We start from the raw sequence: 17,397 nt of genomic DNA, 5'->3' as shown, positions 1-17,397 counted from the left end.
ATATAGAACTTCAATCAATCTTCTTTTTCGTGTTTCATTATCTTTTGTCTTGATAAAAAAAGAAATCGACCTAAGGAGATTCACGAACTCCATAAAAATATAAACTTTTGGAAACACTTAACGGCTCATTCGCTATATTTTAGACTATTTGGCGTTAATAAAATGTCTAGTAGACATTTTTAGCTAAATACGATTACCAGCGAAATTTAAGTTAAGTGTTGTATCCAAATCAAATCATTCACTGGATAATTGTATTCGTCTAGCCTAAAATATACACGCTCATTTCTCCTATTGTTTTTACCAAAATTTTCTGAGGCCGTTTTTTTTTAATTTTAGCTTCTATTTAACATAATGTATAGCGTATTAGCAGTTTCTGAAAAATATTCTAATCAATTAATTTCTGGTATTTTGAAACTAATTTATCTTTTATAGATAAAAAATTCTGCTTGTAATTATCATTAATTTCTTCCCCATTCGTATTCTTTAGTATAGATGATAAAAGAGAAATATCATTATCTAACTCTTTCATTTTTATGAGTTTATATTTATCAATAGGTATGTTTTCTAATAAATCATAAAGGAGATAAAAGTCAATTTTAGACCTTTTAGCTTTTCCTATATCAAATAAATCATTTAACTTTTCTTTTAAGTCCTGTTCTCCTTCTCCTTCTCCTAAAATTTTTGACAATAACATTATAAATATTTCAATTTCTTTTACAGATTTAATAAAGTTCTCTTTCATCAGAACATTTACAGATAACCTTTCGATGATACTTGATACATCTTTTTTGTCACCAATTCTACCTGTGATTTTATCTTTTCTATTATAATACCCAACACTATTATAATCTTTTCTATATTTATTATTGTAATTGATATAAGATAGTATTGTTATTAATTCAGCATTTTCCATTCTATCTATAAAATACTTTTTATCAGTACTTTTTATATAAAACCAAGAAACGTACTTTTGAGTTATTTCTCTAATTAATTTTATAGTTTCTTTATCAGCAAAAGAATTCCACATTTCAAATGAATTTTCTTTAATAGGATAAGGCTTATTGTTTAATCTTATAAATAAATCAACAGGTTGAAAATTTTCATTAATTGCACTATCAATTTCAATTAATTGTAACTTAAAATCTAAAATCTTTTCTTGGTAATCATTTTCATCTAAATCTCTATATCTTGAACCATTAATCTCTTTAATAATTTTTAATCCACGAAGTTTATAATTATTGTTTTTAGAGAAAACTAGTTTATTATTTTCATTCAAATATTGTTTTCCAAGAAATCCTAAAATAGATAACATTCTTTGCTGTCCATCGATTACTTCTTTAACACCATTCTTATTCTTATAAATGAAAATTGGAGGTAAATAGATTCCCAAAATTATACTTTCAATTATTGCTGAAGCTTTATATTCATTAATTCGTTCTTGCCTTTGGTAAGTAGGTCTTATTAAGTATCTTTTAGTTTCTAAATCATTAATTAATTCTTCAACTGGAATAAATGACGGGTCAGGTTTATTTACCCTTAAAGTGGAAAGCTCATCTAACTTTAGTTTAGCTTGATTTTCACTTTGCTTTAAAGACTTTACTTTTTCATTAAAGTTTTCATCTCTTATATAATCCTTATAATCAAAAGAGAAAATATCTTTAAAAATTAATGCAGTATCATTGAACCGATTAATTATTTCACTATAATAATGATAAAAATCAGTACTATAAGTTTTTTTATTGCTTATATAATGATTTAGAAGTTTCTTTTTTTGTTCTTCTGTGAATTTTTTCAATTCAGGAGAAACTTCAATTTTCAGAATACAAATTGCCCATAATATACATTCATATAAGGTTTTGTTGCCTTCTAATCCATTTTTCTGAAAATAGTCTTTTAACGTTAATACTAATTTAATGTTATCAAAAAAATCAGTGACTAAAAAAGAATCAGTAATTTTATTTTCTTGAACAACGTCATACAAAAGCTTAAGTGTATTCTGTCTATTATTTGTTCTTGCATAATGAGAAATAGGAAAACTTGTTAAAACAAAATGTTTTCTTAATAATTGTAAGATTTTAGAGAAATCAATATCCTTATCGTTAAATTTTTTACCAAGAAAAGTTTCAGTAATTTTGATAGTTAATTCTTTATCTTTTTTAAGTACTTTTTTGAATTCAATTGTAATTTTATCATCATCATAAACAGCATTGTCTATTTCAGAAGTGTTTAAAGCTGTAATTCCAGAGTTATATCTTCTAAATATTTCCTTTTTAATTTTATCTTCAAGGTATTCAGTCAATTTAGGTTCATTAATTACTTCAAATTCAAAAATTCTTATTTTAACATCTTGAAATATTCCCTGTATATCATCATCAAGTTTATTGAATGTATTATTCTTTAATTGAGGTAATTCTAAAAGTCCTTTTATATTTAAAGATAAATCACCTTCTTTAAATTTTTTCATAGTTTCAAAACGTTGTCTACCATCAATAACCTCTATCTTTCCTCCTGAATTAAAGAAAATTAAAGGAGGAATATCAGTACCTAATAATATACTTTCGATAAAAAAAGTAGCTTTTGCTCTATCCCATACATAATTCCTCTGATAATATGGATTATAGTCAATCTTTTTTTGCATTCTATCGCTAAATAGTGTTTTAATAGACATTGAATATGAAGATATTTTCATATTATTTTTAAAAATGCTTTCAAACTCTTTTTGAGACAATTGTGATGTTACCGATTTATTTTCCATAATTATTTATAATGAAACTCCTTTATTACTAGTAATTAAATATTTGATATTGTTTGAATTTAATTCTTTTGAGATATTAAAATCTAATTCTTCAGAATCATTGTAAGTATCAAAAATAAATTTATGATATAAATGATGTAAAACATAGCGCATAAAGCCTTTTAAATCTAAATCATATTTATCTTTTATAATATCATTATCTATATTCAAAAAAGAAATCTTTATTTCTGTTAATTCATCTGCTATAATGTGAATTATCATTGATGAATCTTCTTCCTTTATAGACCTTTCAAGCGGAAAATCTTCTTCATTGATAAATTCTTGTTTCATTAATTGTTTAAACTCATCGAAGTATAATTTTAAATAATTAGATACTTTTTCTACGAATAAAAGTCTATTAAAATCCATTTTAACTTTACTACAAACCAATTTTTTAAATTCAATTTTAGAATCATTAGGTAAGTGTTTTAATAGGTTATATTTTAAAATTAAAGGATAAAATTTGGTTCCAAAAACAGTATATGAATTATAATAAAGTATAAGAAGTTCCTTTTCAGAAAATTGAGAACGTAATATTTTAGAATACAATTTTTTATCTTCATCATTCATAGAACTGTTATCTACGAATTTCACAAGTCTATAGACTATTCTAAAATAATGAGAGATATCATCTCTACAATCAAAAAAGAGTTCATTATAAGCTTCTACAGTTTTTTTATGATTTACTAAAGGTTTATTAGTTACTTTAACTTTGGACGATAATTTTTTTATGAATTCAATAAAATAATCTTTCCCATCAGAATATCTTGAATTTAGAATTCTGATATTATCACTATACATTTTAAGCATTGAGAAAAATGTAGATTCAAATTGTTGTTTTTTTAATGTTTTTGACTGCTCGATAAATACTTTTCGTGATTCAATTAATTCATCTTTTTGCAACTTAAATTCATTAGTTTGTATTTCTAATGCTTCAATTTGTTTAGCTAGAGCTCTCTGATTTGTAGCAATATCTCTTCTCTGCTCTTTTAAAGCCAAATAGAATAAAATAACTCCAACTAAAGCCCAAATAGAACCAATTACACCACCTACAAAATCACCCAACGTACCAAGCATTCCTGAGTCTACAGTTGTATCAAAATCTAAGAACTTACGTTTCCATAAAAAAAGTATCATAGCAAGAATTAAAGCTATAATACTTGGTATTATAATTATCCATAAAGTGTTATTCTTATCTTGTTTTGGTGTAGTTTCCATTAGAAAATTAAAAAAATAAATATACCATAAATTTTAGTTAAAACTTAATCATAATATATTTAATCCCATTCCATACACATTACCACTTCACTCCTATCGTCGTTTCGGGTAAAGCGTATTCCATTACATTTTTAAGAAGCTTTTAGAAAGAAAAAAATGAAATAACTGTTTGTGTATATAAAATGCTTTTTACCAAAGCAAAGTGTACATAACGCAGAACATTATAGTACATTTATATAGCAAATTGGCGGATGCTTGCATTTTACATAATTGCAGATATAATAACACGCTAGTGTTTTATATCGACAGCCATTATGTAAAAGCCAATTTGTGGCTTCGTTAGAATAATTTAGATGTGTAGCTATAATGTAGTATTATGTAAAATATCCCAGGAAATCTTGTACACACAATAAACTGCAGTACTTGGGGCATTAAACTTCATCGTTTTTGTTTTTCGTATAATTTTAATATTCTGTATAATCCTTCAACATTTTTTAAATACGCGATTCTCAAGAAACTTTAGAACTATAAATTTGATACTATAGTTAAATGTTTATTTCTAACTATACGCTTTTGAAAAAAGTCTGTATAAAGCAAATTTATCTACATTTGATAACTGGTTCGTACCTAAAATATTATGAATTACATCAGGTAAAACAAGATATAAATCCCTCAATGCTGATTGTTCTCCACTAACTAAATGATAAAAACTAGCTCCGTCAATTTCTCTGATTAAATTATTTGAAGGTCTACTTGTTTTAGTTGTATTATCCGAAGGAGTAAATGGTTTATTGTATCGTGTGCTATTCTTTGGTATAATATTAACGAAATAAACTGTGTAACCATTATATACACTTGTATTTGGCATTACCAAATTTGCTAGTTGATCATAAACATCAACTTTTTTTGAACCTGTTACTGTATTATGTTTATTTTTAACTTCAGCAATTATCCGATTAGGGTCTGACTTTAAATCGACAATATTACCTGTGCGAAGATTATCCCAATTAGTTACACTTCCTAATATATTCTGATGATACAATCCAATTTTGTTTTGCACAGCTTTACCAACCTGCCTTTCAAATTCCGCTTTTTTCCAATCTTCTCTGTTTAATGCAAATCCTGACATTTCAAAAATAGCTTGAATGGGGTCAATTACATTTTTATGAAACTCTTTTTTCTTTTTAGCACGGGCTTTTTGTGCATATAATAATAAATCTTGAGTGTGGTTTATGAGATCTGCATCAGATATCCAATTTAAATAGGGCATAGATTAAAATTTGCACTAATCTAATCATTTCTTAATATTTATCAAACACTTTGAATTAAAGATCCTTATTTACGTAATTTTGAATAATATTCATTTAAAAACTTAACTATCGAATATCCTATTTCTTGCCCTAAATTACAAGGAACTGCATTCCCAATTTGTTTGTATTGTTGTGAAACGGATCCCATAAACTTCCAGTTATCGGGAAAAGTTTGTATTCTAGCGTATTCTCGTATGGTAAATGGTCGAGTTTCTTCCGGATGACATCTTTCTGTTTGTTTTTGGGCAGGACTACAAGTTAAGGTTAAACTAGGTTCATCCCAACCGATTCTACGAGCAATTCCAGTTTTCCCACCTCCTAAATAAAAACTTTTTCCCATATACTCTTTTTGAATATCTAAAGGTAAATTTCTCCAATATCCTTTTTGAGGAACTAAATCTAATACCTTTGTTTTGTGTTCAGGATATTTGGAACCTTCAGATTTTGGCACATTACAATCATATAATTCTCCTTTTTTAAGTGCATCAACTAGATTATAAATCTTATTATGAGGTGTAGGGTATTCATATTTCAATTCAATATCTTTTCGAATTCCAACCAATATTACACGCTCTCGCTTTTGAGGAACTCTATAATTAATTGCTTTTAGAACTTGTACAGGCACTACGTTGTATCCGATTTCATCCAAAATAGAAATCATACCTTCAATAGTTTTTCCTTTTTCGTGAGATAATAACCCTTTTACATTTTCTCCAATACAAATAAGTGGATTCACTTCTTTTACTACTCGTGCAAATTCATAAAAAAGAGTTCCTCTTGCATCCTGTAAACCTAATTTTTTTCCTGCATAACTAAATGCTTGACAAGGAAAACCTCCTGTAACAATATCAACTTTATTATTATATTCTGTAAAATCAAAAGACTTGATATCTCCTTCTAAAACATTCCATTTTGGTCTGTTTTCTCTTAAAGTTTGACAAGCCCATTTATCTATTTCATTTAAAGCAACACATTTAATACCTGCTTTTTCTAAACCAACAGCTAAACCTCCAGCACCTGCAAATAATTCTAAAACTTTAAACTCTTTAATTGGTGCTACAGAATTATCTATTGTATCTTCGTATTCTATAGATAGTTGTTCTAGAAGTGTGTTAATTTGTTCTTTTTTGTAAATCCTATATTGACTAATAGGTTCTCGTACAGCAGGAAACTTACCTTCTCTATCCCAACGTCTTAAAGTTTCTTTACTTTTTCCTAAAATTTGAGAAACCTCATTTAACGAATAATATTCTTTTGTAACCATATAACACAACCTTATACATTGGTTACAAATATAAAATAAAAATTGAAATATAAACGGTCTTAAAAATGTATTTCAATAAAAATATTTTAACAGTTTGATTTTTAAATATTTGTGTAAGAAAATATCAATCCATTCCATACACATTCCCACGTCACTCCTATCGTCGCTTCAGGGAAAGCGTATTCCATTACATTGTTAAAGAAACTTTTGAAAAGAAAAGAACCAAGAAAATTGGGGTAAAGACCTTTTCGCTTTTTACCAAATCGACGATAGGAAATTCGCGGAATCCTTAAAAAAATGATATAATAGATTTGAGCAAAGCTCAAGTGACATAACACAGAACATTATGATATAAAATTACTGCTTATAAAAACACTCGATTGTTTTATAACACAAATACGAAGTATTCATGAGCACCATATTTTAAAATAGAAATGATGCGAATAATTATCTAGCGCTTGCGAACGCCAAAATAAAAGCTAACCTTTTTGCGTTGTATTAAAAATCTCGTATTCGATAAAATACGTAATAAAAAATTTTAGACGATTCTCGTAAGTTTGCCACAAGAGCATAAATTTTAAGAAATCGACTTTTTACGAGATTCACGAACACATTTGAAGTTTCTGCAAATAATTAAAGATGTGAGTAAAAATAAAATTCTATGCACTTGTTATATATAGAACTTCAATCAATCTTCTTTTTCGTGTTTCATTATCTTTTGTCTTGATAAAAAAAGAAATCGACCTAAGGAGATTCACGAACTCCATAAAAATATAAACGCGGGAGCTAAACAAAAATTCAAGGCAGCATAAATTTTTGGAAACAATTTACGGTTCATTCGCTATATTTTAGACTATTTGGCGTTAATAAAATGTCTAGTAGACATTTTTAGCTAAATTTTGTAAATATGGGATTCATTAACCTTGTAAAAAAAACAGGTTAAGAAACCATGGTGTAAAAAAGCACCACTGGGCGTATTCGTTCACTAAAAAGGACTACTAGACCTTTCTAACGATTAAACCAATTCAACGGGAAGAAATTCGCAAAATCCTTAAAAATTATATAATCGATTTAAGCAAAACTTAAGTGACATAATACAGAACATTCAAGCCCAATTAGCGGAATCACGCTTTTAAGCGGTATTTTGCATCATATTTGAATAATTAAACATTTTAGCTTCTCGCTTAACCACATAAAAGATAAACCATTTTTTTAACTAATCATTTTAGTGTTTTAAAATGTTATACGAGTATTCCTTTCGTAATAAATTTAATTTTTGTTAATTTAATAAATACTTTTAATCGCGTAAATAATAGATTTTATGACATCTAGAATATATAAATTATTACTGTTATTTCTAAGCTTTATATTTCTTAATGGGTGTATATCACAAAAAAAGTGGGTTGCTTTAGATGCTAAGCAAAAAGAAACTAGAGCTTTATTAAACACCACTACAATAAAACTTAATTTGGCTATAGAAGAAAAAGAATTATTAAATAGAGCATATAAAATTCCAGTTCAACAAATTTCAGAAACAGACCCTTCAGATGAGAGCAATATTCCTAAAAATAATGTTATATGTGACTATGAGCAATTAATCCGTGATAATTTTTCAGAATATCAGTTATTTAGAAAAAATGAAAATAACAATGAAATATGGTTTTACAATTATTTAAGACGAATTAGAAGCAATGTTTTTGGTGGAGATGCTTATTTATTAGAAATATTCTCAATTAATTATTCTAATCCATCTCAAATAAAATGTACAGTAAAATACTTCGATTCGTTAGAAAAAAAAATAGGGATGCTCCAAGAAACTAATGAGATCGGAAATGGACTAAATAAACTAAGAACTTTAATACAAGATTGTGATGGATAAAAATAAAATGAGACATCGGTTAGCAACCATTTTAGTTATTGGCTTTTTACTAATTATTGGTATCGTCATAATTTATCCATTAATAGCACAATTGACAGGTTACCCTGGTAATTCCGAAAAGTGGATGAGTATTATAGATAAAACGGCTTCATTGTTTACAGGTATTATTGGAGTAATAATCGGTTATTATTTTGGTAGTAATAACAATTGAAATTTTTACTAGAATTTAAAAATATTGCAAAGGGACCATTCTCCCCTATCTTTCGTTAGCTCATATAATAAGTGTGACACGCCCTAAAAAAGGCTACATATTTCACACGATTATGTATAAAAACATTTAAAAAAAACCAAAACCCACTATAGAAAAAAGACATTTGGAAAGTCTTTTATAGAACCGTATTTTTGGGCGGCTTTGCATGAAAACGAGCTTAAAAATAAACAACAACCAACAAGATTAGAAACTAATGTAGTGTAACCTCTAATCTTTAACTGGTGTAAACCATGTCCCTAAAAACAAACGTTATAATAAATGAGTAAATTTATTACTGGCAAAGAATTGGAAGATGCCATTTACAATACGATTTGGGAAACTGAAAGTAGATTACTTATTGTTTCTCCTTTTATAAAGCTCGATGATTATTTTAAAGCGCTTTTTGACAAACACCAAAACAATCCAAAAATACATTTGACTTTAGTATTCGGAAAGAATGAAAAAGCTGTCCGAAAAAGTATGAGTAAAGCTGATTTTGACTATTTCAAAAAGTTTTTGAATGTTAGCATAATTTACGTTCCGAATTTACACGCAAAATATTATGGAAATGAAAAACAAGGAGTTATAACATCAATAAATCTTTACGATTATTCATTTAAAAATAATATTGAGTTTGGAGTCTATTCACAGCAAAGTATTTTGGATAAGTTTAAACAATCTACTGATAATGATGCTTGGAATGAATGTATGGAGATTGCAGAAAACAACGAAGTCGTGTTTATTAAAAGACCTGTTTTTGAGACTAAAAAATGGATTATCAATTTAGGGAAAAACTATATAAAATCTGATATTCTATTTGACTCGACCGACAAGTTTTACGGGTTTTCAAGAAACAAGAAGCTTGAAAACAAAAGACTTAATGATTTTCCAGAAGAATTGGAGTTAGGCTCAAAAGCTGACATCAGACCTGAACGAGAAACTGAACGAGAAACTGAACACGGATTTTGTATTCGGTCAGGTAAAAAAATAAAGTTCAATCCAAAACAGCCAATGGCTAAAGAATCGTGGAAAATATGGAACGAATATGGAAATGAGAATTTCCCTGAAAAATATTGTCACAAAACAGGAAAAGCATCTAACGGAAAAACAACAATGAGGAAACCGATAATGTAAAAGCACTAAACACACTACTATGAAAACGCCATGGCAGAACGGGTAAACGGCATCTTAAAAGATAAATTTTATCTCGACAAAACCTTTGCTACTGTAACACAAGCGAAAAGAGCTACAAAAAACACAATTAATTTATACAACGCACTAAGATTACATTTATCTTTAGTCTCTAAAACACCGAATATGGTATATAAATTATCAGCTTAAAATCAATCTTAATCTGTAGCCATATTTTAGGGCGAGACATTATAAAAATGAAATCATTTAAATACATAATACCTTTATTCTTACTTTTTTCATGTAATTTTTCTACAAAAGAAAAGAATAACAAAAATGACACTCAGCCACCATCTAGGAATTTGATAACAGCACCTCCTTTAATCAAAAAAGATAGTTTAATTAAGACAAAACTCTTTTTAGATTATAATTCTGATATTTCAAAATCAAAGTTTAACGAAATAACAGAAAAATTAATTGTTAAAGGTATAGTTCATAAAGTTAAAAATGTTGTTAACGAAACGGGAATAGGAAGCGAAGATAAGTTATACTATTTGTTTCCATATTGTAGAACTATGCCTGCTGGATGGAAAGGTGATGTTCATGATGCATATGAAATACGTCCTGTTTTTAAAAACGATCTATTAAAATCAATCAGAATAAGCAACATAGCTTATGGTATGACTACTATTTACAAGAATAAAAAGGTTTATTGTATTTATAAAAGCCTTATGGAAAAATATAATGTTGATTTAAAAATGTATCAAGGTGATAGAACAATTAAACATAGCAAATGGGCGGTAAATAATACCAAGTATAATCCAATAGATAAAATTAAACTGAAACAAGACAAATTCAATACTTCGCAATCTAGATATATTAAAGTTCCAGAATATTTAATAGATAGAAATAGTCATTTAATGCCTAACGAAAGAAAGAGCATCTACAAACATGACAACAAAATACCTAAAGAGATAGCAACCATAGTTATAGAACAGGATGATAAAATTATTCTTATCCATCACAATTGGAGCGCTAAGTTTAAAACAAAGTATTCCTTAGAGGATAAAAAGGGATACAATGATCTAGATATTAATATAATATTGAACAACTCCAATAACTTTATAAGAAATTCAAAACTTAAGTACCATGAAAAATCCTTTCATTTAAATGTGGTTTTAGAATATTTGACAAGAAAAGAGTATCTCAAACGATTAAAGAAAAAGAAAAAAGAAGAGAAAACGAATAAAGATGTTCCATTGCGAGAAATATCTAATGAACTATAAATCTATCAACAAGCTTAGAAACTAATGTAGTGTAAACCCGAATCTTTAACTGGTGTAAACTATGTCCCTTAACGAATATTATGAAACAAACAATGAAAATAACCATTTTAGCTCTGATATTAATTTCAAATATTGGGTTTTCACAAAATAATCTGATTGAATTTAAATTTGATACAAAGTATTTTAACGCAGTTGATAAATGGGTTGCCTTTCCAAAAAAAGATACTGATTCCACTTATGCTTATGGATTTATTTATTTGGACAATCAAGCAGGTTTTACCTTTAATTACAAAAGCGAATTTCAAATAAAAGAGCAAGAATTAATCAACATCAAACCAGGTTCGACTGTAGGATTTATGAAATATCGACTTGGACAAAATACGAGTTTGGTTTCTGTTTTGACCGAAAATCAAATTTCTGCGCTGAATTTACTTAAAGAACCCGATTGGTTATCTATTTATAAAGAAAGTTCCGACCAAGTGGATTATTTAAAACAAGAAGGCTATCACTATAACCACGTTGGCGCTTGTGAATTAGCTCTAAAACCGTTATTAATGGCTTATGAAATTGACCCTCATTTTGATGGACTTGAATTTGAATTAGCATTTGCTTACAATCATTTGAGACAATTTGAAAAAGCAATTCCAATTTTGGAAAAAGCAATTGCGAATAACCCTGAAAATTATTACTTTTTTAGAGAATTAGGCTTTTCCTATTTAGGCTTAAATAAAGTAGAAGATGCCGAAAGAACATATCGGAAAGGAATTAAAATGTCAGACAACAACATTGAAAAAAGTGAAATGTCAGTTAATATGGCTCAAGCCTATTTTAAACTGAGGAATAAAAATAAATTTGATGAATGGGCTGAATTAACTAGAAAATATTCGACTAAAAACAAAAGATACTTACAGTATATCGACCAATTTGAACAGAACTGGAATAAAAAATAACTATTGCCAACAACATAAGCGTTGTACAAGTCTAAAAATATCCAAAACGCCTTTTACCATGGGCTTTTACTTTGTTAAGCGTACCTATTGAAGCTATATAGGTAGTGTCATTTAGAAATAGTTTATCTTCGCTTTTCGCTACGTAAACGACTATAACCAAACAACACATATACTTAAACGTTGTCAATAATATAAACTGAACGCAGATGGAAACGAAAAAAATACACTTTGACAATCTTGGAAAGAAGAATTATTGGATAATATTATTTTTTTTATCATTGATTTTTATTTTGATTGGTTTTTTTGAACCATTTGAATTTGAAAACCCAAAAATTTATAAATATTTGAGTGTAACCGGATATCTATTACAGTCTTTATATTTTAGTAAATTATTTTGGTACAAGAATACTGTGCAATGGAATGATAAAGGAATTGTCATACGAATTAAATCATTTCTTGGAAAATCATTGAGATTTGACGAAATCAAAGCAACCGAATTGAATGAAAAAACATTAACTTTAATAAAAGCTGATGGACGAAAAATTACGCTGGACTTAAATAAATTTTCAGATTCTGACACTCAAAAATTGAACGACATAATGATTAAAAATACTATTACCAACAAAGCACTGAAGTAAAAACCTAATAAAACTCAATTAATGACACCTCAAAACATTGCTATATTCATCGTTATAAACCCCCATTTTTACCGATAGAAAAAGCTTGTTTTAATAACTTATTGTACCATAACTAATGCCGTATTTGATGAATCCGAACCAATTACATATGTCACGGAAATTTTGAATAAACGAATAAGTTCAGGAAGATCTACAACTTATTATTTAGAACTTGATAAATGGGGGCCTTAAAGCAAAATTGATGAAATCTCTGTTGCAAAAGATATTTATAATAGTAAAGAAATTGGAGACAAAGCAGTAGTATATTTTAACAATGGATTATATAAAATCCCATATTATTTGTCGTTCAATAAATAATGGACACCCCAAAAAGGGCTATAATTAAACGAGGCTTGGTGCTAATTCAAAGTTTAGAACTTTTAACCAAGTCCGCCAAATCTTTTGATTTGGCTTTAGAACAAAAAAATAAAACAAAATTAAAAGTAATAAGCTAAGTACCTTAAGCTTATTATTTTTAATTCCCGTACTAACCATAGTCGGAATGTTGTGTAACAGTTAAAAAAAACTTTGTGAAAATCATTAAAATTTGTTTTTTATCAATAATATTTATCGGATGTTCGGTATCTAAAAACGGAACAACTGATATATGTTTATATGAAAGAGGTATTCCTTCAAAAATATCGAATATCCAAACTGTTAAAATATCAAACAACAAAATTGGAATTATTAGAGGTTATATAAAAAACCGATTAGATAGCTTACCGAACACGGATGCGATAATTTATAGCGATGATTTCCTTAAAAAAAATGGATACTATTCTGCTGATGAAAATGGATTTTTTGAATTTCAAATTGACCAAGGAACCTATGAATTAAAATTTGATGCGTTAGGAACTGAAGGTTTAAAAAAGAATGTGTCAGTAATGAATGGACAAGCAATAGAATTAGAAGTATATATAGGAATTGGAAATTCGTGGACTAATTTCTCAACCAAAAACTCAAGAAAACTTAAAAAGAAAATTAGAAAACAGAATAGAGAAAGAAAACGAAAATATGGTGGATAAAACCGTTGTACACCAACGCATCCTATGAAAAACACTAGTCTAATTCTTTAACGTTAATATTTATTTTTTAATAATCTCGTAATGATTATTTTGGAGTATTGATAATCCCGATAGAATTATCAATAGTGCAACACTATATAACTTGCTCCACATCCTATTTGTGATCGATGCTAGACCGTCCACTTGCCGGTAAAAGTTGTGCTTCGGAATGTGTTCATCCCGTTGAAAATGAGAAAATAATTTTTCTTACTAGTCTTTTTGCAATAACTAGGCTGCTTTACCCCCCCCCTTTACTATCTTTATCAACAAACTTGTGCAACAGGTACAACGTATATATAGCGCATTAAAACACCGCTTAGCCAAAACGTTAGGCAATATTATGAGAGACACCTTTTATATAATCATCAGTTTAGTAATAATGAGCTGTAATCATTCTGAAAATCGAAATAAGAGTATTTATGAAATCTACAATGATTGTTATGCTGAAAATGTAACAGTTAATAAAAAATCAATAAGACATTACATTAAAGGTTTTGAAAATAGTCTAATTGAAAATAAATTGCTTAAAGATTCGACTGGAAACAGTTATGAGGACTTTTTTCATGAACTTACTGACTATGATTATATTGATATGAAATCTAAATATTCTTTTTTAGATAGCATAAATGGATTGGAATACGATGGAGTTTTAGACTGTCCTCTGGCGATAAGAAAACACAAAGATTTTGATACTTCCATTTTTGGAAAGCTAAAAAAATATATGACTAAAAATGAAGGGGATTACGAAGGCTATTTTGAATCGCAACCTATTGACTCAATTTTTAATGAAAACACCTTCAAATTTGATTATATTAAACACAAACTTTTCAACATAATTAAGGTTTACGATAAAACAAAAAACCAAAAAGGAAAAGTACTTTACAAGAAAGAAAATTATCCTAAAAGCGTTGAATTAATTATTGATTCAAATAGCAATATTTCTTGGAACAATAAAGTTTTAGAAATAAATGAATTAGCAAAAAAAGCAAGTGATTACTTCTCAAATTACGATAATGAAAATATAATTTTTATTAAAACGAGCCCGCAAACAAGCTATATGAATTACATAGCTGTGCAGAACGAATTAGTTAGAGCAAAAAGAAACTTTTACAAATTAAAAAGCAAGGAATTATATAATAACGAATTTGACAACTTAACTGAAAAACAAAAGCAAAAAATTAACTCTGACTTTGAAATTAATATTTACAAATAAAACGGTAGCCACCAACGTATCCTATAAAAAACACTAGCCTAATTCTTTAACGTTAATATTTATTTTTTAATAACCTCATAATGGTGATTTTGGAGTGTTGAATTGTTGATAATCCCTATAGAATTATCAATAGTGCAACACTATATAACTTGCTCCACATCCTATTTGTGATCGATGCTAGACTGTCACCAGCACCTGTATCATTATAAGTTATAATAACCCAGTCACTTGCTGTAAAAGTTGTGCAACAGGCACAACGTATATGTATCATTTAGAAATAGTTTATCTTCGCTTTTCGCTACGTAAACGATTATAACCAAACAACACATATACTTAAACGTCAGCGTTAATTGGAATATGACAGATGATATTGCAGAAAAATTAGTCGATACTGTTCTTGAGCTAAAAACTAATGGAATCCATAACGACGAAAAAATCATTTCTGAACTAAAGAAAACATTCTCAGCAACAGATGACGATTTTCATTGGATTATTGAAATGATAACTACTGGAGGATTTCGCGCATCAATAGTTTCATCAGGTAAAAAGTATCCAAAAACCAATCTTAATATTGAAGACGACCCAGTGTTGAAAGCATCATTCAAAAAGTATTGGATAGAATTAAAAGGAGAACAAGACTACATAAATAATTACTTAAATAAAAAAAAGTGGTGGCATTTTTGGTAAAATTAATTCATTGTCGAAATCAATAACTCCCGAATATCAACTTTTAAAAATTTTGAAATTTCAAATAAAGTTTCAACTGAAGGTTGAACTTCATTAGTACACCATCTTGAAACAGTAGATTCTGTTTTTCCCAAATGATTTGCTAACGCCTTATTATTAGTATTCTTTTCAGCAAGAACAGATTTAATTCTATTTAAGTTTTGTTTCGCCACAATGTTAATTTATTGACTTCTGGTGTAAATATAAGAGTTCTAAAATTGTGCTAAAATCACAATTTATTATATTCACATGCATATTAATTTTGTTTTAAATACAATTTATTGTATTTTTATAGCAATAAATAATAGTCATGACGCAAAATAAGAAAATTACAAAAAAAGGAAAAAGACGATTAAAAGTGACCTCTAAAGCGTTCCGAAGAGGCTATAATAGGTATGTTACCTTTCCAGAAATAAAATTAAGTGGAAAATGGCTTAAAGAAATAGGATTTAATTGTGAGCAATTTGTTATTGTAAGCCATAAAAAAAAGAAAATAACTATTACCTTACAAAAAGAAAATGAATCTAAAGAATAAAAAACTACAGCCAACACCGTCTCCTATAAAAAACACTAGCCTAGTTCTTAAAAGTTAATATTTATTTTAATATATACACAACCTCAAAAGCAACCCTAAATAAATTTAAGATTGCTTTTGCCACACAAAGGCACTTCCTACAAGCCTTTTATTGTTATTTTTTTACCGCACCCTATTTTGCGTGAAGTAAAAAATGAAGTTCACATAACCCTAGCCAATACTAGCTATTGTCATAGCATTAGCGCTAGCCAACTCATAAAACAACGTATTTGTCTCTTGATAAAAAACAATACCAATAGCATTAATAACCGCAACAGTATCAGGTAACGCCTCTGTAAAACCTAAATCTACAGTTAAAACAGTTTCTGTACCAACCATACCAGCAATGGGAATTTCTGCACTAAAAGCAATACCATTAGTCTCATTCTCCTCACTATGGGCAGCCACATACTTTTTTAAAACGGGATTAAATATATAATCACTTAAAACAGTAGAAGCCAGTATTAATTTAAAATGAGTAGCCCCATCTGGAACAGTTATATAATTAGAAGCATCAAAATCGGGAATTGTCCAAGTCGCAATACTTCTATTAACATCTAAAGCAGGAGCAGCATAAGGAGCATAAAAAACAGCATCAAAAGGAGTTGTTTTGTTAAAATCAAAACCCTCCAATAGAGCCTTATTAGCAAGTATTTCAAACGCACGTTGCCCACGATCCCCAGTACCTACAGAATTGATACGTTTCATAACTGCCGTAAGTCGTCCTGTAATAGTACTGTCACTCATTGTTTTAATAATGTTTGCATACCCTTGCCTAAAAGCCTTCCCTACAGTTGCAGAAGCCCCAAACTCATTCATGTTTTCGCGAGTACGCTTAAAAGCAGGGTCTTTTTCAATCCTGTTTTTATCTACGCCACCAGTCGTTCTAATTAAATCATCCCCATTCTTATTATAAAAAGTAAGTCCTCCCAAGCTACCCTTTAATTTAATAAATCCTTTTTGTTTTGCCATAATTTCTAAAATTTGTGAACTTAAATAATAATTAAGCTCGGATTAAACAATATTAAGATCTCGAACGATCCGAGAACCTGTTAATTAAG

The 17,397-nt window shown here is 28.4% G+C and carries 18 protein-coding genes; 11 read left to right on the top strand and 7 right to left on the bottom strand.

The window, feature by feature from the left end; translation table 11 throughout:
• Nucleotides 1-385 precede the first annotated feature (385 nt).
• The 4 genes from AC2D8I_RS01470 to dcm form a co-directional block, all read right to left on the bottom strand.
• Nucleotides 386-2,755: a GmrSD restriction endonuclease domain-containing protein gene (locus AC2D8I_RS01470; protein ID WP_484704210.1), complete on the bottom strand. Its 2,370-nt coding sequence runs from the start codon at nucleotides 2,753-2,755 to the stop codon at nucleotides 386-388.
• Nucleotides 2,756-2,761: 6 nt separating this feature from the next.
• Nucleotides 2,762-4,012, bottom strand: a complete 1,251-nt coding sequence (locus tag AC2D8I_RS01465) for a putative phage abortive infection protein (protein WP_484704209.1) — start codon at nucleotides 4,010-4,012, stop codon at nucleotides 2,762-2,764.
• 559 nt (nucleotides 4,013-4,571) lie between these two features.
• Complete coding sequence (locus AC2D8I_RS01460; RefSeq protein WP_484704208.1) at nucleotides 4,572-5,282, bottom strand: Eco47II family restriction endonuclease; 711 nt, start codon at nucleotides 5,280-5,282, stop codon at nucleotides 4,572-4,574.
• Between the two features lie 65 nt (nucleotides 5,283-5,347).
• A complete protein-coding gene (dcm, locus tag AC2D8I_RS01455; RefSeq protein WP_484704207.1) occupies nucleotides 5,348-6,586 on the bottom strand; it encodes a DNA (cytosine-5-)-methyltransferase in 1,239 nt (412 codons plus the stop codon).
• Between the two features lie 1,321 nt (nucleotides 6,587-7,907).
• Here dcm and AC2D8I_RS01450 point away from each other — a divergent pair.
• The 9 genes from AC2D8I_RS01450 to AC2D8I_RS01410 all read left to right on the top strand — a co-directional run bounded on the left by AC2D8I_RS01450 (nucleotide 7,908) and on the right by AC2D8I_RS01410 (nucleotide 15,036).
• Nucleotides 7,908-8,465 (top strand): hypothetical protein, encoded by a 558-nt coding sequence (locus AC2D8I_RS01450; RefSeq protein ID WP_484704206.1) that lies wholly within the window; start codon nucleotides 7,908-7,910, stop codon nucleotides 8,463-8,465.
• A gap of 7 nt (nucleotides 8,466-8,472) precedes the next feature.
• Nucleotides 8,473-8,676, top strand: coding sequence for a hypothetical protein (locus tag AC2D8I_RS01445; protein WP_299222585.1), 204 nt, complete (start codon nucleotides 8,473-8,475; stop codon nucleotides 8,674-8,676).
• 318 nt (nucleotides 8,677-8,994) lie between these two features.
• Nucleotides 8,995-9,849: a phospholipase D family protein gene (locus tag AC2D8I_RS01440; protein ID WP_484704205.1), complete on the top strand. Its 855-nt coding sequence runs from the start codon at nucleotides 8,995-8,997 to the stop codon at nucleotides 9,847-9,849.
• Between the two features lie 30 nt (nucleotides 9,850-9,879).
• The gene (locus AC2D8I_RS01435; RefSeq protein ID WP_484704204.1) at nucleotides 9,880-10,056 is read left to right on the top strand and encodes an integrase core domain-containing protein; all 177 of its coding nucleotides are present in this window, start codon (nucleotides 9,880-9,882) and stop codon (nucleotides 10,054-10,056) included.
• A 47-nt stretch (nucleotides 10,057-10,103) separates the two neighbouring features.
• Nucleotides 10,104-11,132 carry a hypothetical protein gene (locus AC2D8I_RS01430; RefSeq protein WP_484704203.1) on the top strand — a complete coding sequence of 343 codons (1,029 nt, stop codon included), beginning with the start codon at nucleotides 10,104-10,106 and terminating at the stop codon, nucleotides 11,130-11,132.
• 80 nt (nucleotides 11,133-11,212) lie between these two features.
• On the top strand, nucleotides 11,213-12,082 hold the full coding sequence (locus tag AC2D8I_RS01425; RefSeq protein ID WP_484704202.1) for a tetratricopeptide repeat protein: 870 nt from the start codon (nucleotides 11,213-11,215) through the stop codon (nucleotides 12,080-12,082).
• Between the two features lie 206 nt (nucleotides 12,083-12,288).
• Complete coding sequence (locus tag AC2D8I_RS01420) at nucleotides 12,289-12,720, top strand: hypothetical protein (protein WP_484704201.1); 432 nt, start codon at nucleotides 12,289-12,291, stop codon at nucleotides 12,718-12,720.
• A gap of 569 nt (nucleotides 12,721-13,289) precedes the next feature.
• Nucleotides 13,290-13,784, top strand: coding sequence for a hypothetical protein (locus tag AC2D8I_RS01415; RefSeq protein WP_484704200.1), 495 nt, complete (start codon nucleotides 13,290-13,292; stop codon nucleotides 13,782-13,784).
• A gap of 313 nt (nucleotides 13,785-14,097) precedes the next feature.
• Nucleotides 14,098-15,036 carry an ExbD/TolR family protein gene (locus AC2D8I_RS01410; RefSeq protein ID WP_484704199.1) on the top strand — a complete coding sequence of 313 codons (939 nt, stop codon included), beginning with the start codon at nucleotides 14,098-14,100 and terminating at the stop codon, nucleotides 15,034-15,036.
• 115 nt (nucleotides 15,037-15,151) lie between these two features.
• Here the strand turns inward: AC2D8I_RS01410 and AC2D8I_RS01405 are convergent, their stop codons facing one another.
• Nucleotides 15,152-15,307 carry a hypothetical protein gene (locus AC2D8I_RS01405; protein WP_484704198.1) on the bottom strand — a complete coding sequence of 52 codons (156 nt, stop codon included), beginning with the start codon at nucleotides 15,305-15,307 and terminating at the stop codon, nucleotides 15,152-15,154.
• A gap of 86 nt (nucleotides 15,308-15,393) precedes the next feature.
• Here AC2D8I_RS01405 and AC2D8I_RS01400 point away from each other — a divergent pair, with 86 nt between their 5' ends.
• Nucleotides 15,394-15,723 (top strand): hypothetical protein, encoded by a 330-nt coding sequence (locus tag AC2D8I_RS01400; protein WP_484704197.1) that lies wholly within the window; start codon nucleotides 15,394-15,396, stop codon nucleotides 15,721-15,723.
• 2 nt (nucleotides 15,724-15,725) lie between these two features.
• Here the strand turns inward: AC2D8I_RS01400 and AC2D8I_RS01395 are convergent, their stop codons facing one another.
• Nucleotides 15,726-15,935: a helix-turn-helix transcriptional regulator gene (locus AC2D8I_RS01395; protein WP_484704196.1), complete on the bottom strand. Its 210-nt coding sequence runs from the start codon at nucleotides 15,933-15,935 to the stop codon at nucleotides 15,726-15,728.
• A gap of 137 nt (nucleotides 15,936-16,072) precedes the next feature.
• Between AC2D8I_RS01395 and AC2D8I_RS01390 the strand changes: the two genes are divergently transcribed.
• Nucleotides 16,073-16,297, top strand: coding sequence for a SymE family type I addiction module toxin (locus AC2D8I_RS01390; protein ID WP_484704195.1), 225 nt, complete (start codon nucleotides 16,073-16,075; stop codon nucleotides 16,295-16,297).
• Nucleotides 16,298-16,507: 210 nt separating this feature from the next.
• Here the strand turns inward: AC2D8I_RS01390 and AC2D8I_RS01385 are convergent, their stop codons facing one another.
• The gene (locus AC2D8I_RS01385; RefSeq protein ID WP_484704194.1) at nucleotides 16,508-17,308 is read right to left on the bottom strand and encodes a hypothetical protein; all 801 of its coding nucleotides are present in this window, start codon (nucleotides 17,306-17,308) and stop codon (nucleotides 16,508-16,510) included.
• Between the last annotated feature and the right edge of the window lie 89 nt (nucleotides 17,309-17,397).

This window comes from Lacinutrix sp. YIN62 (assembly GCF_057219185.1).
The sequence above is the reverse complement of the archived record's forward strand: the minus strand, read 5'-3'. Positions and strand labels throughout refer to the sequence as shown.